The sequence below is a fragment of the Aeromonas rivipollensis genome (genome assembly GCF_010974825.1).
Taxonomy (GTDB): Bacteria; Pseudomonadota; Gammaproteobacteria; order Enterobacterales; family Aeromonadaceae; genus Aeromonas; species Aeromonas rivipollensis.
Genome location: NZ_JAAILA010000025.1, coordinates 62,639 through 87,736, shown reverse-complemented (window position 1 = coordinate 87,736; position 25,098 = coordinate 62,639). Strand labels below are relative to the sequence as shown.

Sequence of the window (25,098 nt, the reverse complement as noted above, 5' to 3'; positions counted from 1 at the left end):
CATGCTGATCCGACTCTGGTGGCTGATCCGAAAAGAGTTGCAGGCCCTGATGGGCAATACCCAGGGGCGCTTCCTGCTCATCATGCCGGTGCTGCTGCAAACGGCCCTCTTCCCCTTCGCCGCCACCCTGGAGGTGACAGGCAACACCCTGGCCATCTACGACCAGGATGGGGGGGCGCAGAGCCGGGAGCTCATCGAGCGCCTCACCCACATGCCCGCCTTCACCACTGTGATGCCGGTGGCGGGCGAGGTTGGGATAACAGATGCCATCACAGGGCAGCAGGCCCTGATCGGCCTCATCATCCCGCAGGATTTCTCCCGCCGCCTGGCGCGCGGCGACACCGCCAAGGTGCAGCTGATCATCGACGGGCGCCGCTCCAACGGGGGTCAGGTGGCGGCAGGCTACATCAATCAGGTGATCGCTCGCTGGCAGAGCGAGGGCAAGGGGCTGCCTACGCTCACGGTGCGCCACCTCTACAACCCCAACATAGAGTTCAGCTGGCACATACTGCCCTCCCTGGTGGCCATCATCACCACCATAGGCTGCCTCATCGTCACCGCCCTGTCGGTGGCGCGGGAGCGGGAAGAGGGCACCTTCGACCAGTTGCTGGTCTCCCCCCTCACCGCGGGCTGGATCATGGCGGGCAAGGCGGTGCCCGGCATTCTGGTGGCGGTGGGCCAGGGCACCATAGTCGCGTTGGCGGCCCGCTTCCTCTATCAGGTGCCGTTTGGCGGCAGCACCACGCTGCTGATGGCGGGCATGGTCTGCTACGGCCTGGCGCTGGCGGGGATAGGGCTCTTCGTCTCGTCCCTCTGTTCGACCCAGCAGCAGGCATTTCTCGGGGTCTTCTCCTTCATGGTGCCGGCGGTGATCCTCTCCGGCTACGTCTCCCCCATCGAGAACATGCCGCTGTTGTTCCAGTGGCTGGCGGCCGTGGATCCCCTCAGCCACTTCATCCTGCTGCTCAAGGGGGTCTTCCTCAAGGATCTCGGCTGGTCGGCGGCCTGGCCCCTGCTCTGGCCCCTGCTCACCATCGCCGGTGTCTCCCTCTCCCTGGCGCTGGCCATGTTCCGCCGCCATATCGCCTGATGACCCGGCCCCTGCCAGGGGCCGGGCCCTTGCCCGCCATACCGGCACTCGACCGGAGCCAGCAGCCACGCCGGGTACGGAAACCGTCAACTGGTATACCCATTTATGTATAAGTTTGAATTCCCTCGAATTACCCCTGAGGAGATATATAAATAGACACTTGATTTGCATCAATCGACCGCCCCCGCCGACTGGGTAGCCTAGCTTCAGAATGATGTTTTATTACTCCAAATCAGAGGCAATCATGAGCAAAGTCAGGCTGGCCGTCATCGGCAACGGCATGGTGGGGCACCGCTTCATCGAAGAGTTGATCGAGCGATCCGATCCGGACCGGTTCGAGATCACCGTCTTCGGTGCTGAACCGCGTCCCGCCTACGATCGTGTCCATCTCTCCTCCTACTTCTCCCACCACACCAGCGAAGATCTCTCCCTCGTCAAACCCGGTTTCTACGAGAAGCACGACATCCGCCTGCTGCTCGGCGAAGCGGTGAAAAAAATCGACAGAGCGGCCCGCGAGGTGCACTCCAACAAGGGCACTGTGGTCAGCTATGACAAGCTGGTGCTGGCCACCGGCTCCTACCCCTGGGTGCCGCCCATCCAGGGCAGCCAGCACCACGAGTGCTTCGTCTATCGCACCATAGAGGATCTGAAGGCCATCCGCAGCGCCGCCAAGAGCGGCAAGAGCGGCGTGGTGGTGGGTGGCGGTCTGCTCGGCCTGGAAGCGGCCGGCGCCCTCAAGGCACTGGGTCTCGAGACCCATGTGGTGGAGTTTGCTCCTGTGCTGATGGCGGAGCAGCTCGACGGCCAGGGCGGCCAGCTGCTGCGCCGCAAGATAGAGTCCATGGGGGTGCAGGTTCACACCAGCAAGAGCACCAGCGAAATCCTGATGCACGGCGGCAAGGAGGCCAAACACCGCCTCGCCTTCGCCGACGGCAGCGCCCTTGACGTGGACGTGGTGGTCTTCTCCACCGGCATACGCCCGCAGGACACCCTCGGCCGTTATAGCGAACTGGCCATCGCCGAGCGCGGCGGTGTGCTCATCGACGATCACTGCCTCACCTCGGATCCCGACATCTACGCCATCGGCGAGTGCGCCGCCTGGCAGGGCCGCTTCTTCGGCCTGGTGGCGCCCGGCTACAAGATGGCCCAGGTCACCGTCGATCACCTGCTCGGCGGCGACAACCGCTTCGAGGGGGCGGACATGAGCGCCAAGCTCAAGCTGCTCGGCGTCTCCGTCGGCTCCATCGGTGATGCCCACGGCCGCACCCCGGGCAGCCACAGCTATGTGTTCCAGGATGACCAGGCTGGCGTCTACAAGAAAATAGTGGTGAGCGAAGACAACAGCCGATTGCTCGGCGCCGTGCTGGTGGGTGACGTGGATGACTACGGCAACCTGCTACAGCTGATGCTCAACGCCCTGCCGCTGCCTAGCCACCCGGACACCCTGATCCTGCCCGCCTATGCCGGTGCCAAGCCGACCCTGGGGGTGGATGCCCTGCCTTCAACCGCCCAGATCTGCTCCTGCTTCGACGTCTCCAAGGGCGACATAGCCCAGGCGGTGGCCGAGGGTCACACCACCCTCGCCGCCATCAAGCAGCACACCAAGGCCGGTACCGGCTGTGGCGGCTGCGTGCCGCTCATCAGCCAGGTACTCAACGCCGAGCTGGTGAAGCAGGGCATAGAGGTCAACAACCACCTCTGCGCCCACTTCCCCCATTCCCGCCAGGAGCTGTTCCACCTGGTCAAGGTGGAAGGGATCAAGAGCTTCGACGAGCTGCTGGCCAAGCACGGACACGGCTATGGCTGCGAGGTGTGCAAGCCCACGGTCGGCTCCATCCTCGCCTCCTGCTGGAACGGCTATGTGCTGAGCCCGCTCAATACCCAGCTGCAGGACACCAACGACATCTTCCTCGGCAACATGCAAAAAGACGGCAGCTACTCCGTCATCCCGCGCATGGCCGGTGGCGAGGTGACCCCGGAAGGCTTGCTGGCGGTGGCCGAAGTGGCCCGCGACTACAAGCTCTACACCAAGATCACCGGTGCCCAGCGCATCGGCCTGTTCGGGGCCCAGAAGGATGATCTGCCCGCCATCTGGCGGAAATTGCTGGCCGCGGGCTTCGAGACAGGTCAGGCCTACGCCAAGGCGCTGCGCATGGCCAAGACCTGTGTCGGCAGCACCTGGTGCCGCTTCGGCGTGCAGGACAGCGTCGGCCTCGGGGTCTTCCTCGAGAACCGCTACAAGGGCATTCGCACCCCCCACAAGATGAAGTTCGGCGTCTCAGGTTGTACCCGCGAATGTGCGGAAGCCCAGGGCAAGGACGTCGGCATCATAGCCACAGACGCGGGCTGGAACCTCTATGTGGGCGGCAACGGCGGCATGAAACCGCGCCACGCCGACCTGCTGGCTTCTGACCTCGACCGCGAGACCCTGATCAAGCTGATCGACCGCTTTATGATGTTCTACGTCACCAGCGCCGACAAACTGCAGCGCACCTCGGTCTGGCTCGGCAATCTGGAAGGGGGCGTCGACTACCTGCGCGAGGTGATAGTCGACGACAAGCTGGGGCTGGCCGAGACCCTGGAGCGCGACATCCAGACCCTCATCGACAGCTACGAGTGCGAATGGTCGCGCACCCTCAACGAAGAGGAGGCGCTCAAGCGTTTCAGCCACTTCATCAACAGCGACAAGCGTGACCCGGACGTTCAGTTCGTTGCCGAGCGCGACCAACACAGACCCGCCACTCCGGCCGAGCGCATCCCCGTCTACCAGATCGATGTGGAGACCAAATGATGAAATTAGCCTGTCAATTCAATGACATACTCCCCGGCGCCGGCGTCTGTGCCCTCATTGAAGGTCGCCAGAATATGCCTGTTTCGCTCGATGTGGAGGTTCAATCATGAAATTCGCCTGCCAACTCAACGACATACTCCCTGGCACTGGCGTCTGCGCCCTGATCGAAGGGCGTCAGATAGCCCTGTTCCGCCCGAGCGCGGCGGCCGAGGTGTTCGCCATCGACAACCGGGATCCCTTCTTCGCCGCCAACGTGCTGTCGCGCGGCATCATCTGTGAACACGACGGCGCGCTCTGGGTCGCCAGCCCGCTCAAGAAGCAGCACTTTCGCCTGAGCGACGGCCACTGTCTCGAAAATGCCGCCATGTCGATTGCGGCCTATGCCGTTGAAGTGCGCGATCAGCAAGTCTGGGTCGCCGTCTAACATAAGACCCCACCCCGGCCCTCCCCTTCGCAAGGGGAGGGAGCAAAAAGCACCTCCCCCTTGACAAGGGGGAGGCAGGGAGGGGGTAACACATTGTCAGGGCTGCCCGCGGGCGGCCCCCTTAAAGAGAACCAGCATGTATACAGACACTATCAACAAGTGCGCCGCCAACGCGGCCCGCATCAACCGCTTCGAGCGCAGCGACAAGCTGGGCTTCTGGCTCAGCTCCGCCATGGCGGGGGCCTATGTGGGCCTGGGCATCATACTCATCTTCACCCTGGGCAACCTGGTGGATCCCAGCATCCGGCCGCTGGTGATGGGGGCCACCTTCGGCATAGCCCTGACTCTGGTCATCATCGCCGGCTCCGAGCTGTTCACCGGCCACACCATGTTCCTCACCTTCGGGGTGAAGACGGGCAGGATCTCCATGGCCGACCTGCTGCGCATCCTGCCCCAGACCTGGGCCGGCAACCTGCTAGGCTCCATCTTCGTCGCGCTGATCTACTCCTACGGCGGCAGCCTGCTGCCGGATGCAGGCAGCCTGGCCCATAAGGTGGCGCTGGCCAAGACCCAGGCACCGGCCCTGACCCTGTTCATGAAGGGGATCCTCTGCAACTGGCTGGTCTGCCTCGCCATCTGGATGGCGCTGCGCACCGAGGGCGCGGCCAAGTTCATCGCCATCTGGTGGTGCCTGCTGGCCTTCATCGCCTCCGGCTACGAGCACTCGGTCGCCAACATGACGCTGTTCGCCCTCTCCTGGTTCGGCGCCCACTCCGATGCCTACACCCTGGGCGGCATAGGCCACAACCTGCTGTGGGTGACCCTGGGCAACACAGTCTCCGGCGCGATCTTCATGGGCCTCGGTTACTGGTATGCCACCCCGAAAGCTGAGCGCCCGGTCGCGGCTATCGACGCCAGCGCCACCACCAGCCAGACCCAAACTGCCTGATCCGGAGGCCCCATGGACTACTTGCCCATCTTTTGCCGACTCGACAACAAACCCGTGCTGCTGGTTGGCGGCGGTGAGGTGGCGGCGCGCAAGGCGCGCCTGCTGCTGGACGCCGGCGCCCGGCTGACCCTGGTCTCCCCCGCCCTCGACCCCGAGCTGGCAACCCTTGCCGCTGATGGTGAGATAGAGTGGCTGGCTGCCGAGTTCGAGCCGGCTCAGCTGACGGGCAAGTGGTTGGTGGTGGCCGCCACCGACAGGCGCGAGGTCAACGCCCTGGTCTACCAGAGCGCGAACCAGGCGGGGATATTTGCCAACGTGGTGGACGACCCCAAGCGCTCCAGCTTCATCATGCCGTCGATCATCGACAGATCGCCGCTGATGGTGGCCATCTCCTCCGGCGGCAAGGCCCCTGTGCTGGCCCGTTTGCTGCGCGAGAAGCTGGAGGCCCTGCTGCCCCAGCACCTCGGCGCGGTGGCGACCTTTGCCGGCGGCCTGAGAGACAGGGTCAAGGCCCGTTTTGCCAGCATGGGGGAGCGACGCCAGTTCTGGGAGCGGCTGCTCGGCGCCGACCGCCTCGGTCAGGCGCTGGCGCGCGGCGACAAGGCTGCCGCCAACCAGCTGGCCGACGCGCTCTTTGCCGAGGATGCCGCTGCCAAGGGCGAGGTGATCCTGGTGGGTGCCGGCCCCGGCGATCCCGGCCTGCTCACCCTGCACGCCCTGCGCCAGATGCAGCAGGCGGACGTGGTGGTCTATGACAGGTTGGTCTCGGACGAGGTGATGGCGCTGGTGCGACGGGATGCCAGACGCATCTTCGTCGGCAAACAGGCGGGCAACCACTGCGTGCCCCAGGAGGGCATCAACCAACTCTTGCTGGACGAGGCGAAGAAGGGGCAGCGGGTAGTGCGGCTCAAGGGGGGCGACCCCTTCATCTTCGGCCGCGGCGGCGAGGAGCTGGAGACGCTGGTCGGCAGCGGCGTGGGCTTTCAGGTGGTGCCGGGGATCACGGCGGCGAGCGGCTGCGCCGCCTATGCGGGCATCCCTCTCACCCACCGGGATCACGCCCAGAGCGTGCGCTTCGTCACCGCTCACGGCAAGGGCGGCGCCCGGGATCTCGACTGGCCCCTGCTGGCCCGGGATCGGCAGACCCTAGTGTTCTACATGGGGCTTTCATCCTGCGCCGTGATCCGCGAGCAGCTGCTGGCCCACGGCAAGGGGGGCGACACCCCGGTGGCGCTGATCGAGCGCGGCACCCAGCCGAGCCAGCGGGTCATCCGCGGCACCCTGGACCAGCTGCCGGAGCTGGCCATCGGCGTCGATAGCCCGGCCCTCATCATGGTGGGTTCAGTGGTGACCCTGGCGGACCAGCTCGCCTGGTTCGGCCAGGGCAATGACGCAGCGCGGATCGCGGCATCGGCCTGAGACTAGGCCCAACGCCAGTATTGAAAGCGCCACCTTGGGGTGGCGTTTCTTTATCCTGCATTTACTGTCATAACCTCTTGTTTTGAATTTGGTATCCTATGGAGCAAGGCCATCCGGCCAACCGAATTCAGGAATCTTGTTGCATGTCTCTCCCCCCCAAGAACAGCGCCAAACAGCGTGAACACGACAGAGCCCGCATCCTCACCCTGCTGCTGGCCGACGATGCCCTCACCGACAGCCTGCTCGATCCCCAAGGGGTGCAGGACGCCGAGCTGCGGGATCAGACCAGCGAGCTGACGCGCCTGGTCAACAGCCTGCCGGCCGCCGACGTCGCCGATGCCCTGGAGTCACTGCCGCCGGACGAGCGCCAGGTGCTGTGGCAGCAGGTAGACCCGGAGCGCCACGGCCAGATCCTGGTCGAGGCGTCCGAGACGGTGTGGGACAGTCTCATCAGCGGCATGAGCGACAAGGCGCTGCTGCACGCCCTGCGCACCCTCGACATAGACGATCAGATCTATCTGGGCCAATACCTGCCCCGCAACCTGATGGGTCGGCTGCTCACCTCCATGGCCCCCGACCAGCGCGACCGGGTGCGGGAGGTGATCCGCTACGGCAAGCACACGGTCGGCGCCATGATGGACTTCGAGCTCATAACGGTGCGGGCGGACATAAGCCTGGCGACTGTGCAGCGCTATCTGCGCCAGCTCGGCAAGATCCCCGCCAACACCGACAAGCTGTTCGTCACCGACAGACGCAACCGGCTGCAGGGGGAACTGCCCCTCACCACAGTGCTGCTGCACAAACCGGAGACCAAGGTGGAAGACGTGATGGAGAAGAACCCCGTCACCTTCGATCCGGAAGACAACGACGAGGCGGCGGCTCGTACCTTCGAGCGGGACGATCTCGTCTCCGCCGCCGTGGTGGATGGCAAGGGCAAGCTGATGGGACGGCTCACCGTCGCCGAGGTGGTGGACCTGGTCTATGAGGAGAGCGACACCGATCTGCGCCGCATGGGGGGGATCAGCGAGGAAGAAGACGTGTTCGCCCCTGTCGCCAAGGCGGTCAAGACCCGCTGGGCCTGGCTCGCCCTCAACCTCTGCACCGCCTTCGTGGCCTCCCGGGTCATAGGCCTGTTCGAGCACAGCATCTCGCAGCTGGTGGCGCTGGCGGCCCTGATGCCCATAGTCGCAGGGATTGGCGGCAACACAGGCAACCAGACCATCACCATGATAGTGCGGGCCCTGGCGCTGCAGCACATTCAGCCGGGCAACGTCTCCTTCCTGCTGTGGCGGGAGCTGGGGGTGGCGCTGATCAACGGCCTGGTGTGGGGCGGCACCATGGGAGTCGCCACCTACTTCCTCTATCAGGATGCGGCCCTGGGCGCCGTGATGACGCTCGCCATGGTGCTGAACCTGCTGGTGGCGGCCCTGATGGGGGTCATCATCCCCATGACCATGAGTCGGCTGGGGCGGGATCCGGCTGTGGGAGCCAGCGTGATGATCACCGCCATCACCGACACCGGCGGCTTCTTTATCTTCCTCGGTCTCGCGACCCTGTTCCTGCTCTAGTACCGGATCGGCGCCAATATGAAGGGGCCTGATGGCCCCTTTGCTTTTCAGCCGGGAGGACGAGCACATGCCCCTGACCCGCAAGGCGGGTGATGAAAGTCCCCTATGCAGCTCGATGCTCTGAGCCTCTCGACGACCCGGCGATGGGCTGCAGGGAATCCATGTGCAGTCTCTTATCCCCATGCTTGTTCAAGGAATATTCATTGAAATGCCAGTCCCACTCCTTATACTGGATCCACCTGTTTCCAGCGGTGGATTTGACTCAATGGAATACAACACTTCAGAACTGTGCGACATCTATCAGGACATGGTGGATGTACTCGAACCCATGCTCTGCTCCTTCGGCGGCCGTGCCTCTTTCGGCGGCGTCATCACCACGGTCAAATGCTTCGAATCGAACGGTCTCATCCGTGAAGTCGTCAAAGAGAACGGCGTCGGCCGCGTACTGCTGATCGACGGCGGCGGCTCCATGCGCCGGGCCCTGATCGACAGCGAGATCGCCACCACGGCGGCGGAGAACGAGTGGGAAGGCATCGTCTGCTACGGCTGCGTGCGCGAAGTCGACATCCTGGAGGATCTGGATATCGGCATCCAGGCCCTGGCCGCCATCCCGGTCGGTGCCGACCACAAGGATGTGGGAGAGACGGATCTGCCGGTCAACTTCGGTGGTGTCACCTTCCTGCCGGACGATCACCTCTACGCCGATACCACAGGGGTGATCCTCTCCCCCGATGCGCTCGACATCGAATGAGCCGACACAGACTGAAGATGGGAGCCTTGGCTCCCATTTTTTATGACTGCAACTTGCTGAAAAAAGACAAAAAAAGAGGGCCAGTAAACAACTGGCCCCTTAACTGGAAGCAATGTGAGCAATGTCGTGCCTTCACAAGAAGTCCATCACGTTGGAACGAATGAAGTCTTTCCCGGAAAACAAGTTAACAATAATCATTCTCATTTAACTGTGCAAGCCTTATTTATAAAAAGTGCAAAAAAATGACCACCGCGCGGGTGGTCATTCTCGTCAAGCTTGTCGTGTGGCCGTTTGCAGACCGGCCAGGCCGGCCTCCCCCACCAGCTTGCGGCTGAGGTAGCGCAGCAGCACACCGTAGAGCGGCACGAACAATCCCAAACTTATCAGTAGCTTGAACACATAGTCCACGGTCGCTATCTCGACCCAGTGCTCGGCCATGAAGGGATCCGTGCTGCGCCAGAAGGCGATGCTGAAGAAGGCGATGGTATCCACCAGGTTGCCGAACAGGGTCGAGGCGGCCGGTGCCACCCACCAGGCCCTGAGCAGCCGCAGGCGGTTGAACACCACCACATCCATGAACTGCCCCACCAAATAGGCCATAAAGCTGGCCAGGGCGATGCGCGCCACGAAGAGGTTGAACTCCGCCAGGTTGCCCATGCCCTGATAACTGCCTTCAAAGAAGAGCACAGAGAGCACATAGGAAACGGCCAGGGCCGGCAGCATAACGGTCTGGATGATCTTGCGGGCCAGTCCGGCGCCGAAGATCCGCACCGTCAGATCGGTGGCCAGGAAGATGAACGGGAAGCTGAAGGCACCCCAGGTGGTGTGGAAGCCAAAGATGGTGATCGGCAGCTGCACCAGGTAGTTGCTGCTGGCGATGATCAGGATGTGGAACAACGAGAGACGCACCAGCGCCGTCTGGTGCTGAGCAGGGGTCAGATTCATATTGTGACCTTTTTGGTTAATGGGGTTAGGGAACCCATACCGCCACCATTGGCGATAATTGAGGGGCGAGATTATACGCCCCAATAGCGATAGTTCAATCCTTATGCTGTTGGTTCAGCCTGCAGCAATCATGGTCGAAGGGCGACGTCACAGGCCCCAGGCCGGTCATTCAATGCTTGTGCGACGGACCCGGCAACCACCATCGGGTCTCATGCCCCATGTTGCCGACCCAGCCAGAGCACCACCTCCCTGTCGTCCGGGTGTGTCGCCTCCAGCCAGCAGCCGCTGTGCTGCTCATACTCCAGCCGCAACCGGCTGCCTTCGAACTCCAGCAGCCAGCTGTGGCGATCCGCCCCCCACTCCCGCTCGAGCGGGATAAGCTCCCACCCCTCGACCAGCGCCTCGGCCAGGGCCGGGAAGTTGTCCCAGCAGAGCCCGGGACAGGTCAGCAGCAGCACAGCCGACTCGGCATCCACCTGAGTTACCCGCCACTTCATCCTTCACTCCTCAACTGCTGCAAGAAAGCTCGCCACCGCAATACCACTGGGGAACCGGGGTCGCCAGATCCTCGTATTCCGGCTGCTCGTCATAGGGGTGCTGCAGGGCAGCAAACAGCCGCTCGAACGGCGCCATGTTCCCCGTCTCGGCGGCGTCTATCACCTGCTGGGCCAGGGCATTGCGCAGCACGTACTTGGGATTGACGGCGTCCATCCGCGCCTTGCGTGCCGCGTCCTGGCTCCCTTCCCGGGCCAGCCGGGCCCGATAGGCGTCGAGCCATCCCTGCCAGGGGGCGGGATCCGGCAGCAGCGCCAGCAGGGAGGCGGGCCACTCTCCCTGAGACGTCAGCTCACCCAGGCGGCGCAGGAAGAGGTGATAGTCCACCCGATGTGCCGCCAGCAGCTGGAACAGCTGGCGGAACAGGGCCGGGTCTTCATCCTCCCAGGTTTCCAGGCCGAGTCGGGCCCGCATCAGTTCGGAGTAGTGCAACATCAGCTGATGCTCGTACTGGGCCAGGGCCGCCGCCAGGGCCTCGCCATCCACCTGATCCGCCAGCGCCTGGGCCAGCTTCTGCAAGTTCCAGTAACCCACCGCCGGCTGCTGATCCAGGGCGTAGCGACCACCCGGATCCGAGTGGTTGCAGACAAAGTCGGGCACATAGGCGTCGATGAAGCCGTAGGGGCCGTAATCCAGGGTCAGCCCGAGCAGGGACATGTTGTCTGTGTTCATCACCCCGTGGCAGAAGCCCGCCGCCTGCCACTTGGCGATGAGGCGCGCGGTGCGCCGCACCACCTCGGCGAACAACTCGGCACCGCTCTCCAGTTCGGGGAAATGATGGCGCAGCAGATAATCGATGAGGGCGGGGATCTTCTCCCCCTGGCCACTCCAGGCGAAATACTCGAAGTGGCCGAAGCGCAGGTGGCTAGGCGCTGTGCGCAGCACTGTCGCCCCGCTCTCGACCTGCTCCCGGTAGACCGGCTCGTCACTGCCCACCAGCACCAGGGCCCGGGTGGTCGGAATGCCGAGGGCATGGAGCGCCTCCGAGGCGAGGTATTCGCGGATGCTGGAGCGCAGCACGGCGCGACCGTCGCCGAAGCGGGAGAAGGGCGTCTTGCCCGCCCCCTTCAGGTGCAGATCCCAGCGCTGGCCGTCCGGCGCCTGCTGCTCCCCCAGCAGCAGGGCACGACCATCGCCGAGCCGGGGGCTGTAGCCACCGAACTGATGGCCCGCATAGACCTGGGCCACCGGCTGCATGCCCGGCAACGGCTGCCCCAGCCCGCAGCAGGCGAGCCAATCAGCCTCACCGACCCCGTCCAGCCCCAGCTCCCGCAACAGCCCCTGATTGAGGTGCAGCAGCCTGGGCTCACGCAGGGGCTGAGGGGCCACAGGCTCGCAGGCCCAGGGCAGTTCGGTGGCGAAAGTGTTGATCAACTTCATGGTGGCGTGGTTCGTCCCTGCGTATGCTCGTGTCACTCTTTATACCGCCGTCTGCCCGCACAGGCTAACAGGCGATCGCGCTATTTCATTTCACGGAGAAAACAATGCAAAAATGGATTTATGCCCTGCCCCTGCTGGCACTGGCCTGGGGACATCAGGCCAAGGCCGCCGACATCGAAGCGGGCAAGGCCAAGGCGGCTGTCTGCGCCGCCTGTCACGGGGTCGAGGGCAAGGCGACCGTCCCCGTCTATCCCCATCTGGCCGGCCAGAACTCTGCCTATCTGCTGAAACAGATGAAAGCCTTCAAGGAGGGCAGCCGCACCGAGCCGCTGATGGCCCCCTTCATGGCGATGCTGAACGAGGCGGACATGGAGAACCTGGCGGCCTATTACGCCAGCTTGAAGTAGCCTGGCGACGCCCTATCCCCGATGCGGTCGATTACGCTGCGCTAATCGACCCTACCGGCGGCAATACTCGATGATAAGGTCCATAAAGGCTTCACCGAAGCGCTCCAGCTTGCGGTGGCCGACACCATTGATGGCCAGCATCTCGTCCTCGGTCATCGGCATCAGCTGGGCCATCTCCACCAGGGTAGCGTCGTTGAACACCACATAGGGCGGCACCTCTTCATCCTCGGCGATCTGCTTGCGCAGAGCCCGCAGCTCCTTGAACAGCCGCTTGTCGTAGTTGGCATTGTCGAGCAGGCCGCTGCGCTTCTCCTTGCGGCTGGAGATGGGCTGCAGCCGCGGCACCGCCAGGGCCAGCGTCGTCTCGCCGCGCAGCACAGGGCGGGCCGCCTCGGTCAGCTGCAACACCAGGTTGCGGGTGATGTTCTGGGTCAGCAACCCCTTGTGGATCAGCTGGCGGATCACGCTCATCCAGTATTCGTGGCTCTGATCCTTGCCGATGCCGTAGGTCGACAGCTTGTCGTGGCCGTGATCCTTGATACGCTGGTTGAGCGAGCCCCTGAGCACCTCCACCACATAACCCACCCCGAAGTTCTGCCCCACCCGCCAGACGCAGGAGAGCGCCTTCTGGGCATCTTCGGTGCCGTCATAGCTCTTTGGGGGATCCAGGCAGATGTCGCAGTTGCCGCACGGCTTGTCGTTGTACTCGCCGAAGTAGTTGAGCAGCACCTGACGGCGGCAGGTCTGCGCCTCGGCGAAGGCCGCCATCACGTTGAGCTTGTACTGCTCCACCTGCAGCTGCTGGGGGTTCTCTATGTTGTCGAGCAGGCGCCGCACCCGGCCTATGTCGGCGGGATCGTAGAGCAGCAGCGCCTCGGCGGGGGTGCCATCACGGCCGGCCCGGCCGGTCTCCTGATAGTAGGATTCGATGTTCTTGGGGATGTCGTAGTGCACCACGAAGCGCACGTTGGGCTTGTCGATCCCCATGCCGAACGCCACCGTCGCCACCACTATCTCGACGTCGTCCTTGAGGAAGGCATCCTGGGTGCGCAGCCGCTGATCCAGCGGCAGGCCCGCATGATAGGGCGCCGCCTTGCAGCCGTGGCGGGAGAGCCGCTCTGCGACCTCTTCCACCCGGTTACGGCTGGAGCAGTAGACGATGCCACAGTTGCCCTTCTGGCTCTGCACATAGCGCAGCAACTGCTCAGCCCCCTTGAACTTCTCCACCAGGCTGTAGCGGATATTGGGTCTGTCGAAGCTGGCGGTGTGAATGAAGGGGTCGTGTAGTTCGAGGCGATGCAGCATGTCGCTGCGGGTCGCCTCGTCTGCGGTGGCGGTGAGCGCCACCACGGGCACCTGGGGGAACCACTGCTTGAGCCGCCCCAGCGCCGCGTATTCGGGGCGAAAATCGTGGCCCCACTGGGAGACGCAGTGGGCCTCGTCGATGGCGAACAGCCCGAGGGGCAGTTCTGCCAGCCGATCCAGAAACTCGTGCTGCAGCAGCCGCTCGGGGGAGACATAGACCAGCTTGATCTCGCCGCGACGCATGGCGGCAAAGTTCTGAATCATCTCCTCCCGGCTCAGGGCTGAGTTGATGTAGACAGCCGCCACGCCGTTGGCGCGCAGGCTGTCCACCTGATCCTTCATCAGCGAAATGAGGGGGGAGACCACCACCCCGAGCCCGGGCCGCAGCAGCGCCGGGATCTGGTAACAGAGCGACTTGCCGCCACCTGTGGGCTTGAGCACCAGGGCATCGCGCCCCGCCACTATCTGTTCGATGATCTCGAGCTGGCCAGGCCGAAATTGCTGGTAGCCGAAGACCGCCTGCAGCAGGGCAAGGGGGGTATCGGGCAAGGTGTCGGCAATGGCGGTCATGGGCTCTCCTTTGGGGTCGCCATTCTAAAGCAGCCGCCGCCCACAATAAACCTGCCATTGCGACTGTTAAGGAAGTGTTGCAGACTGGCTGGAGTTTTTACTCGGCTTTGATGACAGGGATCGGTATCAGAGAATGAAACAGATGTTGAAGAAGATGGCGCTCAGTGGCATTGCCAATCTGTTCGCCGAGAAGATGCCGTTCAACAAGCTCATCGGCATGCAGGTGACCCACTATGACTTCGAGAAGGTGGAGCTGCGCATCAAGATGGATGACAAGCTGATCGGCAACCCCTTTCACAACATACTGCACGGCGGTGTCACCGCCAGCCTGCTGGACGTGGCGGGCGGCATGATAGTCGCCGCCTCCTGCATCGACGAGCTGGAGGACTTCTCCCCCAGCTATCTCAAGGAGCGCTTCTCCCGCCTCGGCACCATAGACCTGAGGGTCGACTATCTGCGGCCCGGTCGCGGCAACGAGTTCATCGCCACCGCTCACATCATACGGGCGGGCAGCAAGGTCGCCGTCGCCCGTATGGAACTGCACAACGAAGAAGGGACTCATATCGCCTTTGGCACCGGCACCTACCTGGTCGGCTAATGGTCTTTATTGCATAAAAAGTGCGCTTCTAAGCTGATTTTAATCATTAGAATTGTTACCCCCGCCACCGGCCAGGGTCCATACTGGAAGTCGGGATTGTGTGCAGAGGGAGGATTGCAGACGATGAGCGCGATGCTGGCTACCCAACCATCCAGAGCCTTGTTGACACAGCTCGAGTCCATGCGCGAAGAGGTGCAGACGCCCGAGTGCCGTCACTGGTTGGAACAGGAGCTTAAGGGGTATTCTCTCTGTTCACCCCTGCCTTGGTATCGCATCATTGCCTGTCGGCAACGCGGTCACTTCCTGAATCTGAAGACGGGGAAATATTTGACTTGCCACATCGGCAGCCAAACGCTCAGCCAACGCGACCTGGCCCAAGTTCAGTTCATCTATGCCCGTGAACCCGCCGTCCACTATTTACTGCATCATGATTCCCATATCGAGCCCTGGCCAGAACAGCTGCTGGAAGCGTATCGAGAGCAGTTGATCCCCGGCCATCTCTGCCTGCAGGCCTGGCACGAGCCCGTGTCTTCTCTGCGGTCACAACTGATGGAGGGAATAGCACATTTCATTAGTGAGTACCCCAAGCATGCGGCTCTGCAAACTCAGCACGGCTTCAAGGCATTGCGGCATCAACACTGGCATATCTGATCATGCGCCCAGAGCGCAAGGAGGGCACCATCGACAAGACCCACAACGAGATTGCCACAATCTAGAGTGCCGGAGTCAGGATCAGACTCCACCTGTGGGGCCACCGAGCGGTGGCCCTTTTAATGGGCGGCATTCAGCACCAGGCAATCGACCCCGTATGCCGCTCCTGCACCGTCTGCCGAGAACGGCAAAGGCAAAATCCAAATGCGAAAAGGCCGCTCAATGAGCGGCCTTTTCTAATGTGGTCGGTGTGAGAGGATTCGAACCTCCGACCCCTTCGTCCCGAACGAAGTGCGCTACCAAGCTGCGCTACACACCGATGTCTGCGGGGCGAGAATTTACCGAAAGCCCCGACATGACACAAGCCTTTTTTTGCTTTCGCCACAAAAAAAGGGCTTTACGCTCAATAATCCAGCGTTTCATGGCGATAGGGGGCGCCGGGCTCGTCCCGGTGCTCAGTTACACCTTTGGCGGCAGCTGAAACTCGGCCGGTCCCAGCAGACGCCGACTCCAATCGGCAACGACCCCGTGCTCCAGCCAGTGAGCCGCATGCTGGCGCCAGTTGGGAGAGAGTGCCGGGTTCTCCAGCAGCAGTTGCAGGTCCCCTTCGTGGCGGGTCTGGTTGAACAGGATGTCGGCGGTGCGCTTCACCGTCAGCTCGGGATAGGGCCTGTCCATCAGCAGCAGCTCATCCACCGGGGCCACACGCCCCTCCTCCAGCACCCGCAGCAACCAGCCGCAGCGGCCGTTGAGCTGCATCACCTGGGAAAGGTGCGGGTAGCCAAAGCGTTGATTGAGCTTGAAGCAGGGGGACCTCGGCTGACTGATCTGGATGAGCGCCTCGCCGAGGCGATAGACATCGCCGATACAGGCTTGCGTTTCGGTCAAGCCGAGGCCGGAGAGGTTTTCACCAAAGGCCGCCGGCTGCCAGGGAGCACGAGGGGCAGGCAGACCCAGCGCAGTTTGCCAGGTCTTCCACCAGGGGTAGTGATCCGCGGGGTAATAGTGCAGGGCGCGATCCGGGCCGCCGTGATGGCGTTTGTCGCTCTGCTCATCACCCTCCAGGCCCGAGAAGCTGCACCACAGGGGACTGCCTGCCACATACTTGTCGATGGCACTAACGAGTCCGGGGGCGAGTTCGGCATTCATCTCGGCGCTCTGGCCGATAAAGAGGGAGATCCGCATTCCATGCTCCTGACGGATGAGAGAATGCGGATCTTAGGGGCTGTTGAGCCGTCGGCGCAAGCCGTGTTACTGCGTCAACAGCCCCGGGGTCAGGCGACGGCCTGCATCTGGGTGGTCATGGCAATCTCGGCGCGGCGGCGTTTCTCCGCCCTCGCCATCAGGTACCAGCTGCTGAAGGTGAACAACGATACCGACAGCAGGATCAGGCTGGCCACCGCGTTGATCTCGGGTTTCACCCCGAGCCGCACCGCCGAGAACACCTCCATCGGCAGGGTAGTGGAACCCGGGCCTGAGACGAAGCTCGCCAGCACCAGATCATCCAGCGACAGGGCAAACGACATCATGCCGCCCGCCGCCAGTGACGGGGCTATCATGGGGATGGTGATGAGGAAGAACACCTTCCAGGGCTTGGCGCCGAGATCCATGGCCGCCTCCTCGATGGAAAGATCCAGCTCCCGCAACCGCGCCGACACCACTATCGCCACATAGGCGGTACAGAAGGTGGTGTGAGCAATCCAGATGGTCAGCATGCCCCGCTCGGCGGGCCAGCCCACCAGCTGGGCCATGGCCACGAACAGCAGTAGCAGCGACAGACCTGTGATCACCTCTGGCATGACCAGGGGCGCCGTCACCATGCCACCGAACAGGGTGCGACCACGGAAGTGAGGGATCCGGGTCAGCACGAAGGCGGCCACAGTCCCCAGCGCCACCGCGGCTATGGCGGTGTAGAAGGCGATCTCCAGGGAGCGGAACACGGACCCAATCAACTGTTTATTGTCGAGCAGGCCGAAGTACCACTTCAGGGACCAGCCCCCCCATACCGTCACCAGCTTGGAGGCGTTGAAGGAGTAGATGACCATGATGACCATGGGCAGGTAGATAAACAGCAGCCCCAGCCACAGCATCAGCTTGGAAAAACCGAGACGTCTCATGCCTGACCCTCCAATACGCTTGTCTGGTTGCAGTTGAACAGGATGGATGCAGGGACTATCAGCAACGCCTTTTTCATACCTTGCCCTCCAGTTCTTTCGCCTGGTTGCGGTTGAACGGAATGGATACAGGGACTATCAGCAACGCCTTTTTCATACCTTGCCCTCCAATTCCTTCGCCTGGTTGCGGTTGAACAGGATGATGGGGACTATCAGCACCGCCAGCATCACCACCGCCAGGGCGGACGCCACCGGCCAGTCGCGGTTGTTGAAGAACTCCTGCCACAGCACCTTGCCGATCATCAGAGTCTCGGGGCCGCCCAGCATCTCGGGGATGACGAACTCGCCCACCACGGGGATGAAGACCAGCATGCAACCGGCGATGATGCCGTTCTTGGAGAGTGGCACAGTGATCTGCCAGAACCGGGTCAGGTTGCGGGCGCCGAGATCGGAGGCCGCCTCCAGCAGGCTCTGATCGTGTTTGACCAGGTTGGCGTAGAGCGGCAGCACCATGAACGGCAGGTAGGAGTAAACGATGCCGATGTAGACCGCCAGGTTGGTGTTGAGGATCTGCAAGGGCTCGTCGATCACCCCGATCCCCAGCAAGAAGCTGTTGAGCAGACCGTTGTTGCTGAGGATGCCCATCCAGGCGTAGACCCGGATCAGGATGGCGGTCCAGGTCGGCATCATGATGAGCAGCAGCAGGACGGTCTGGGTCTCCTTGTTGGCCCGCGCTATGGAGTAGGCCATGGGATAGCCGATCAGCAGGCACAGCAGGGTGCTGATGAAGGCCATCTTGAGGGAGCCCAGATAGGCAGCTATGTAGAGCTCATCCTCCTGCAGCAGCAGGTAGTTGCCCATGTGGAGCAAGATGGTGAGCTGATTGTCTGCCCAGCTCACCACGTCGGTGTAGGGCGGGATAGCCACATCCGCTTCGGCGAAGCTGATCTTCACCACTATGATGAAGGGCAGCAGGAAGAAGAGGAACAGCCAGAAGAAGGGGATGCCGATCACCAGCTGGCGTCCCCCCAACTGCTTGAGTCGTCTCAATGCCTTCATGATTGCAGCACCACGCCGCTGTCATCTTCCCAATAGAGGAACACCTGGTCATCCCAGGTTGGCCGCTTGCCGTGGCGTTCGGCATTGGCGATGAAAGCCTGAACGATTTTGCCCGAGGGCAGCTGGATGTGATAAACCGAGTGGCCGCCCAGATAGGCGATGTCATAGACCTCACCCTTGGTCCAGTTGAAGTCCGGATGCTCGATCTCCTCCGGCTTGTGCAGACTCATCAGCAATTTTTCCGGCCGCAGGGCGTAGGTCACCTTCTTGTTCTCGGCACGGGAGCTGATGCCGTGGCCCACGTAGATGGGCTGCTCCAGATCCGCGCAGGCGATGATGGCGTGGTCCTGCTCATCTTCCACCAGCAGGCCGTCAAACAGGTTGACGTTGCCGATGAACTCGCACACCAGCCGGCTGGCCGGGGTCTCGTAGATGTCCATCGGGCTGCCAATCTGCTCGATGCAACCCAGGTGCATGATGGCGATCCGTTCCGCCATGGTCATGGCCTCTTCCTGATCGTGGGTCACCATGACGCAGGTTACGCCGACTCGCTCGATGATCTCCACCAGCTCTAGCTGCATCTTGGAGCGCAGCTTCTTGTCCAGCGCCCCCATGGGCTCATCCAGCAGCAGCAGCTTGGGGCGCTTGGCCAGAGAGCGGGCCAGGGCGACCCGCTGGCGCTGACCGCCGGAGAGCTGGTGCGGCTTGCGACGGGCATACTGGGTCATCTGCACCAGCTTGAGCATCTCCTCCACCCGGGCGTCGACCTCTGCCTTGGGCAGGCCATCCTGCTTGAGACCGAAGGCGATGTTCTGCGCCACCGTCATGTGGGGAAACAGGGCGTAGGACTGGAACATCATGTTGATGGGACGTTCATAGGGGGGCATGTCGGTAATGTCGACCCCATCCAGGAACAACCGCCCCTCGGTGGGGCGCTCGAACCCGGCCAGCATCCGCAGCAAGGTGGACTTGCCGGAGCCTGAACCACCCAGCAGGGCGAAGATCTCGCCCTTGTGGATGTTGAGAGACACGTTATCGACCGCCAGCGTTTCGTCGAACTGCTTGCTTACCCTGTCTATTTTGACCAGCACTTCTTTACGCTGCTGGCTGCCCTCGAGGGCTTTCTTGTAGGCACTGGAGGCTATCGCCATTACCAAACTCCCAAAGGTGATACCGGCCGGGGCCGATCCATCAATACAATCTGGCGCCCCGGGATGGGCGCCAAGGTTAGGTTCCGGACTTGATCTTGGTCCAACTCCGGGTGATCAGGCGCTGCACCGAGCGGGGATGTGCTTCCTGCACATACAGACGCTCCAGCACCGCCTGGGGGGGATAGACTGACTCGTCATCGCGCACGGCCTTGTCCATGAACTCTCCCGCCTTGATGTTCGGGTTCGCGTAGCCCACGTAGTCGCTCACCTTGGCGATCACTTGCGGCTCGAGAATGTAGTTGATCAGGGCGTGAGCCTCTTTGACGTTGGTGGCATCGGAGGGGATCGCCATCATGTCGAACCACAGATTGCCCCCCTCCTTGGGGATGCTGTAGGCAATCTTGATCCCCTTGCCTGCCTCGTCGGCCCGGGCCGCCGCCTGCAGTATGTCACCGGAGAACCCCGCCGCCACACAGATGTCGCCATTGGCGAGATCCCCTATGTACTTGGAGGAATGGAAATAGGTCACATAGGGGCGCACCTTGAGCAACTGCTCTTCGGCACGCTTGAGATCCGCAGGATCGTGGCTGTTGGGGTTGAGGCCGAGGTAGTTCAGGGCTGCCGGGATCATCTCGTCCGCCGAGTCGAGGAAGGCCACCCCGCAATGGGAGAGCTTCTTCATGTTTTCCGGCTCGAAGATGATGGCCCAGGAGTCAATCTTGTCGACCCCGAGCACCGCCTTGACCTTGTCGACGTTGTAGCCGATGCCGTTGGTGCCCCACAGATAGGGCACGGCGTACTGATGACCCGGATCCACCTTGTCGAGCTGCTTGAGCAGCAGGGGGTCCAGATTGGCCAGATTGGGCAGCAGAGCGGGATCCAGCTTCTGGAAGGCCCCCGCCTGGATCTGCTTGGCCAGGAAATTGTTGGAGGGCACGACCAGATCGTAACCGGTTCGTCCGGTCAGCAGCTTGCCCTCCAGCGTCTCGTTGGAGTCAAACACGTCGTAGACGGTCTTGATCCCGGTCTTCTGCTGAAAGTCACTGAGGGTGGTCTCGCCGATATAATCGGACCAGTTGTAAAAATGAACCACAGGGGCTGCCTGGGTCAGATTTGCAAACCCCAGGGTCAGGGCCAGCATTGCCATCTTGGTCATGTGCACTTATCAGTCCTCGTTTGTGTGATTTTGCCAGTCGCGCATCCATACGCGCCGTCCAACCTGTCGGGTGGTCACCACCCTCCCGGCCGAACTGCGGACCGGGAGGGGTACTCGTCACTTACTTACCTGATTTGATCTTGGTCCAGCTGCGGGTCATCAGACGCTGCACCTTGGCCGGCAGATCCGGGAAGGTGTAGATCTTCTTGAGGGTGTCCGCCGTCGGGTAGATGCCCGGATCGGTACGGATCGCCTCGTCCACCAGCGGCGTGGCGGCCTTGTTGCCGTTCGGGAACTGCACCACGTTGGTGATGTTCGCGATCACTTCCGGCTTCATCAGATAGTTGATGAAGGTGTGGGCTGCCTCGACGTTCTTGGCATCCGCCGGGATGGCGATCATGTCGAAGAAGCTGCCAGCCCCCTCTTTCGGAATGGTGTAAGTCAGACTGACACCGTTCTTGGCTTCGGCGGCACGTGCCTTGGACTGCTGCAGGTCACCTGAGTAACCCACCGCCACGCACAGGTTGCCGTTGGCCAGATCCGAAATGTACTTGGAGGAGTGGAAGTAGGCGGTATAGGGGCGGATGGAGAGGAACAGCTCCTCTGCCTTCTTCAACTCGTCCGGCTTCTGGCTATCCGGCTTGAAGCCCAGGTATTGCAGGGCGGCCGGCAGCATTTCGGTCGGCGAGTCGAGGAAGGAGACACCGCACTCCTTCAACTTGGCCATGTTCTCCGGCTTGAACACCAGATCCCAGGAGTTGACCGGCGCATCGGCACCCAGCACGGCCTTCACCTTCTCGGCGTTGTAGGCGTAGCCAATGGTGCCCCACAGGTAAGGGATGGAGTACTGGTTGCCCGGATCGCTCGGTTCGAGCGCCTTGAGCAGATCGACATCCATGTTCTGCCAGTTGGAGAGTTTGGACTTGTCCAGCTTCTGGAAGACGCCTGCCTTGATCTGCTTGGCCAGGAAGGGGTTGGACGGCACGACTATGTCATAACCCGAACTGCCCGCCAGCAACTTGGCTTCCAGCACCTCGTTGCTGTCGAACACGTCATACACCACCTTGATGCCCGTCTCCTTCTGGAAGTTTTCCAGCGTATCCGGCGCGATGTAATCGCTCCAGTTATAGACGTGCAGCACCTTCTCGTCGGCCATCGCCCCGGTACTCATCATGACCAGCGCCACGGAAGCAGCCATCATTCCCTTTTTAAAAGACATAGTCCTTGTCTCCTAAGCAAATTGTATGCGTAAGCCAATCTGCCCGGTTTCAGCCTATTCCTGCAGCTTTGCAGCCGTCAGATCCAGACTGAGCCTGGCCAGTTTGACCAATTCATCCACCTGTTCCTCGGTGATCACCAAGGGGGGCGATATGATCATGGTATCGCCGACAGCCCTCATCACCAAGCCATTGTTAAAACAGAACTCCCGACAGGTCATCCCGGCGTGCAGTTCGGCCGGGAAACGACGTTTCGTCTGTTTGTCCTGGACTATTTCCAACGCGGCGACCAGGCCTTTACCCCGGGTTTCTCCCACCAGCGGGTGATCGGCAAGCTCGCTCCAGCGGCGCTGCAAATAGGGGCCGATACTATCATGAACGCGCTTAACTATGCTCTCACTTTGCATAAGCTGGATGTTGGCGATGGCCACGGCGCAGGCCACCGGATGACCGGAATAGGTGAAGCCGTGGTTGAACTCGCCCCCCTCTTCCACCAGCACCCTGGCGACCCTGTCCCCCACCATCACAGCCCCCATCGGCAGGTAACCCGAGGTGATGCCCTTGGCCAGACACATGAGGTCAGGCTTGATGCCGAAGCCTTCGCTGGCGAACCAGTGGCCGGTGCGACCGAAACCGCAGATCACCTCGTCGGCGATGAGCAGGATGCCGTACTTGTCACAGATGCGCTGGATCTCGGGCCAGTAGCTGTCGGGCGGAATGATGACGCCGCCGGCACCCTGGATTGGCTCGCCGATGAAAGCCGCCACCTTGTCCACCCCCAGCTCCAGAATCTTCTCTTCCAGCTGGCGGGCACGGGCCAGGCCGAACTCGTGGGCGCTCATGCCCTCACCTTCACCGAAGTGATAGGGCTGATCGATGTGGACTATGCCGGGAATGGGCAGGCCACCCTGGGCGTGCATGCCCTTCATGCCCCCCAGACTGGCGCCCGCCACCGTGGAGCCGTGATAGGCGTTGTGGCGGCTGATGATCACCTGCTTGTCGGGCTGCCCCTTGCTGGCCCAGTAGTGACGCACCATGCGCAGCACGGTGTCGTTGCACTCCGAGCCCGAGCCGGTGAAGAAGACGTGGTTGAGATGGGGCGGCGTGATCTCGGCCAGCAGGGTCGCCAGTTCGGCGGCGGGGGGATGGCTGGTCTGGAAGAAGAGGTTGTAATAGGGCAGTTGCTGCATCTGTTTGGTGGCGGCATCCACCAGCTCCTGGCGGCCGTAGCCCAGGTTGACGCACCACAGGCCCGCCATCCCGTCCAGGATGCGGCGCCCGTCGGAGTCTTCCAGATAGACCCCCTCGGCCTTGGTGATGATGCGGCTGCCCTTCTTGTTCAGGGCCTGAAAGTCGGTAAAGGGATGCAGGTGGTGGCTGGCATCCAGTTGTTGCCACTCGCGGGTGGTCTGCTTCATTGCTTGCTCCTCGGTTCCTTCGATTTAAGCGATGTTTGTTCGTCAATTGCTGAGGGCGGCTGGCCCACGGGCACGGTGCGGCCGCGAGCGGGCGCCATCAGCCGCCCCTCACGAGCCAGTGCCATCTTGCTTTGAGAGTGACGGGAGGGATCTGCGCCCCTCCCGAGACGGGTCAGACGTTCAGCAGCAGGAATTCCCGTTCCCAGCGGCTGATCACCCCGAAGTAGGTCTCGTACTCCTTGCGCTTGACCGCGACGAAGGCGCGAATGAAGCGCTCCCCCAGCATGTCCTTGATGGGCTCGCACTGCTCCAGATGGCTGAGCGACTCCTCCAGGGAACGGGGCAGGCTGTAGGGCAGGTCATAGGCACTCGCCTTCATCTCCTGCATCGGCTCCAGCTTCTCCAGCATGCCGAGGTAGCCGCAGGCCAGGGTGGCGGCCAGCGCCAGATAGGGGTTGGCGTCGGCACCGGCGAAGCGGTTTTCGACCCGGCGCGCGCTCGGCTCGGAGAAGGGCACCCGCAGGCCGCAGGTGCGGTTTTCCACGCCCCACTGCACGTTGCGCGGCGCGCTCTCGCCGAAGGTGAGGCGGCGGTAGGAGTTGACGTTCGGCGCCAGCAGGGCGGTCACCGCCGGGGTGTACTTCTGCAGGCCGGCGATGAAGTGCATGAACTGCTCGGAGTTGCCCCCTTCGCTGGTGCCAAACAGGTTGCGCCCCTCGGCATCTTCCAGGCTCTGGTGGATGTGCATGGCGGAGCCCGGCTCATCGCTCATGGGCTTGGCCATGAAGGTGGCATAGATGCCGTGACGGTGTGCCGCTTCCCGCATGGTGCGCTTGAACAGGAACACCTGGTCGGCGAGATCAATGGCGTCACCGTGCAGGAAGTTGATCTCCATCTGGGCGGCGCCGGACTCGTGGATCAGGGTGTCTACCTCCAGCTCCTGGGCCTCGCAGTAGTCGTACATGTCCTCGAAGATGGGATCGAATTCGTTGACCGCATCTATGCTGAACGACTGGCGAGCCGTCTCGGGGCGGCCGTTGCGGCCCACCGGCGGCACCAGCGGATAGTCGGGGTCTTCATTGCGCTTGACCAGATAGAATTCGAGCTCGGGGGCCACCACCGGCTTCCAGCCCTGCTTCTCGTAAAATGACAGGACCCGGCGCAGCACGGAGCGCGGCGCTATGTCGATCAGCTTGCCATTGATGTCGAAACAGTCGTGGATCACCTGAGCCGTGGGCTCCAGTGCCCAGGGCACGAAACGAATGGTGTTGGGATCGGGATAGAGCTGCATGTCCCGCTCCAGCGGGTCTATCATGCTGTCGTCATCCGGGTACTCGCCGGTCACCGTCTGGGTGAAGATGACCTCGGGCAGCCGCATGCCCCCTTCGCGCAGAAACTTGTTGGCTGGAATGATCTTGCCTCGGGCATTGCCGGTGAAATCCGGGAACAGGCACTCCACTTCCGTGATGCGATTGCTCTCCATCCAGCCCTTGATACTGTCCATGTTAAACCCCGACTCTACGGTTGTCATTGGCAAGGGTGTCTAATATAAGGAACACCCTTGTTAAGAAAATGTAATC

General features: G+C 62.2%; 22 protein-coding genes and 1 tRNA gene. 10 read left to right on the top strand and 13 right to left on the bottom strand.

Features of this window, described 5'->3' with window-relative positions; all coding sequences use genetic code 11:
• The first annotated feature begins 1 nt into the window (after position 1).
• From G4923_RS14580 to rraA, 7 genes are all read left to right on the top strand, one after another.
• A complete protein-coding gene (locus G4923_RS14580; protein WP_163137500.1) occupies positions 2–1,090 on the top strand; it encodes an ABC transporter permease in 1,089 nt (362 codons plus the stop codon).
• A gap of 244 nt (positions 1,091–1,334) precedes the next feature.
• Positions 1,335–3,881, top strand: a complete 2,547-nt coding sequence (nirB, locus tag G4923_RS14575; protein WP_163137499.1) for a nitrite reductase large subunit NirB — start codon at positions 1,335–1,337, stop codon at positions 3,879–3,881.
• Between the two features lie 106 nt (positions 3,882–3,987).
• Positions 3,988–4,305 carry a nitrite reductase small subunit NirD gene (gene nirD, locus G4923_RS14570; protein ID WP_163137498.1) on the top strand — a complete coding sequence of 106 codons (318 nt, stop codon included), beginning with the start codon at positions 3,988–3,990 and terminating at the stop codon, positions 4,303–4,305.
• A 136-nt stretch (positions 4,306–4,441) separates the two neighbouring features.
• Entirely contained in the window at positions 4,442–5,254 is an 813-nt protein-coding gene (gene nirC, locus G4923_RS14565) for a nitrite transporter NirC (protein WP_163137497.1), read from the top strand.
• A gap of 12 nt (positions 5,255–5,266) precedes the next feature.
• Complete coding sequence (gene cysG / locus G4923_RS14560) at positions 5,267–6,673, top strand: siroheme synthase CysG (RefSeq protein ID WP_163137496.1); 1,407 nt, start codon at positions 5,267–5,269, stop codon at positions 6,671–6,673.
• Between the two features lie 143 nt (positions 6,674–6,816).
• On the top strand, positions 6,817–8,241 hold the full coding sequence (gene mgtE, locus G4923_RS14555) for a magnesium transporter (protein ID WP_042649187.1): 1,425 nt from the start codon (positions 6,817–6,819) through the stop codon (positions 8,239–8,241).
• Between the two features lie 265 nt (positions 8,242–8,506).
• The gene (gene rraA, locus G4923_RS14550; RefSeq protein WP_005328442.1) at positions 8,507–8,992 is read left to right on the top strand and encodes a ribonuclease E activity regulator RraA; all 486 of its coding nucleotides are present in this window, start codon (positions 8,507–8,509) and stop codon (positions 8,990–8,992) included.
• Positions 8,993–9,262: 270 nt separating this feature from the next.
• Here the strand turns inward: rraA and G4923_RS14545 are convergent, their stop codons facing one another.
• From G4923_RS14545 to G4923_RS14535, 3 genes are all read right to left on the bottom strand, one after another.
• Complete coding sequence (locus tag G4923_RS14545; protein ID WP_043554198.1) at positions 9,263–9,937, bottom strand: 7-cyano-7-deazaguanine/7-aminomethyl-7-deazaguanine transporter; 675 nt, start codon at positions 9,935–9,937, stop codon at positions 9,263–9,265.
• Between the two features lie 209 nt (positions 9,938–10,146).
• A complete protein-coding gene (locus G4923_RS14540; protein WP_163137495.1) occupies positions 10,147–10,434 on the bottom strand; it encodes a DUF3630 family protein in 288 nt (95 codons plus the stop codon).
• 10 nt (positions 10,435–10,444) lie between these two features.
• The gene (locus G4923_RS14535) at positions 10,445–11,872 is read right to left on the bottom strand and encodes a protein adenylyltransferase SelO (protein WP_163137494.1); all 1,428 of its coding nucleotides are present in this window, start codon (positions 11,870–11,872) and stop codon (positions 10,445–10,447) included.
• Positions 11,873–11,976: 104 nt separating this feature from the next.
• On the opposite strand from G4923_RS14535, the gene G4923_RS14530 reads away from it, so the two are divergent.
• Positions 11,977–12,279, top strand: a complete 303-nt coding sequence (locus G4923_RS14530) for a c-type cytochrome (protein ID WP_163137493.1) — start codon at positions 11,977–11,979, stop codon at positions 12,277–12,279.
• 51 nt (positions 12,280–12,330) lie between these two features.
• Here G4923_RS14530 and recQ read toward each other — a convergent pair whose 3' ends face one another.
• Complete coding sequence (gene recQ / locus G4923_RS14525; RefSeq protein ID WP_025328715.1) at positions 12,331–14,154, bottom strand: ATP-dependent DNA helicase RecQ; 1,824 nt, start codon at positions 14,152–14,154, stop codon at positions 12,331–12,333.
• A gap of 133 nt (positions 14,155–14,287) precedes the next feature.
• Between recQ and G4923_RS14520 the strand changes: the two genes are divergently transcribed.
• Positions 14,288–14,752: a thioesterase family protein gene (locus G4923_RS14520; RefSeq protein ID WP_162519265.1), complete on the top strand. Its 465-nt coding sequence runs from the start codon at positions 14,288–14,290 to the stop codon at positions 14,750–14,752.
• A gap of 123 nt (positions 14,753–14,875) precedes the next feature.
• Positions 14,876–15,403, top strand: a complete 528-nt coding sequence (locus G4923_RS14515; protein ID WP_111910854.1) for an AbiTii domain-containing protein — start codon at positions 14,876–14,878, stop codon at positions 15,401–15,403.
• Positions 15,404–15,645: 242 nt separating this feature from the next.
• On the opposite strand, the gene G4923_RS14510 is transcribed toward G4923_RS14515, so the two are convergent.
• The 9 genes from G4923_RS14510 to G4923_RS14470 form a co-directional block, all read right to left on the bottom strand.
• Positions 15,646–15,722, bottom strand: a tRNA-Pro gene (locus G4923_RS14510).
• 140 nt (positions 15,723–15,862) lie between these two features.
• On the bottom strand, positions 15,863–16,588 hold the full coding sequence (locus G4923_RS14505) for an MOSC domain-containing protein (protein WP_163137492.1): 726 nt from the start codon (positions 16,586–16,588) through the stop codon (positions 15,863–15,865).
• A gap of 89 nt (positions 16,589–16,677) precedes the next feature.
• Positions 16,678–17,520 (bottom strand): ABC transporter permease subunit, encoded by an 843-nt coding sequence (locus G4923_RS14500; protein WP_111910852.1) that lies wholly within the window; start codon positions 17,518–17,520, stop codon positions 16,678–16,680.
• Between the two features lie 150 nt (positions 17,521–17,670).
• Entirely contained in the window at positions 17,671–18,576 is a 906-nt protein-coding gene (locus tag G4923_RS14495) for an ABC transporter permease subunit (protein WP_163137491.1), read from the bottom strand.
• Positions 18,573–19,727 carry a polyamine ABC transporter ATP-binding protein gene (potA, locus tag G4923_RS14490; protein ID WP_106885491.1) on the bottom strand — a complete coding sequence of 385 codons (1,155 nt, stop codon included), beginning with the start codon at positions 19,725–19,727 and terminating at the stop codon, positions 18,573–18,575. Before potA ends, G4923_RS14495 begins: the two co-directional genes overlap by 4 nt.
• Before the next feature lie 76 nt (positions 19,728–19,803).
• Positions 19,804–20,883, bottom strand: a complete 1,080-nt coding sequence (locus G4923_RS14485; protein WP_205596968.1) for a polyamine ABC transporter substrate-binding protein — start codon at positions 20,881–20,883, stop codon at positions 19,804–19,806.
• 121 nt (positions 20,884–21,004) lie between these two features.
• The gene (locus G4923_RS14480) at positions 21,005–22,102 is read right to left on the bottom strand and encodes an extracellular solute-binding protein (protein WP_106885489.1); all 1,098 of its coding nucleotides are present in this window, start codon (positions 22,100–22,102) and stop codon (positions 21,005–21,007) included.
• 54 nt (positions 22,103–22,156) lie between these two features.
• Positions 22,157–23,518, bottom strand: a complete 1,362-nt coding sequence (locus tag G4923_RS14475) for an aspartate aminotransferase family protein (RefSeq protein WP_163137489.1) — start codon at positions 23,516–23,518, stop codon at positions 22,157–22,159.
• 172 nt (positions 23,519–23,690) lie between these two features.
• On the bottom strand, positions 23,691–25,022 hold the full coding sequence (locus G4923_RS14470) for a glutamine synthetase family protein (RefSeq protein ID WP_106885487.1): 1,332 nt from the start codon (positions 25,020–25,022) through the stop codon (positions 23,691–23,693).
• Positions 25,023–25,098: the final 76 nt, after the last annotated feature.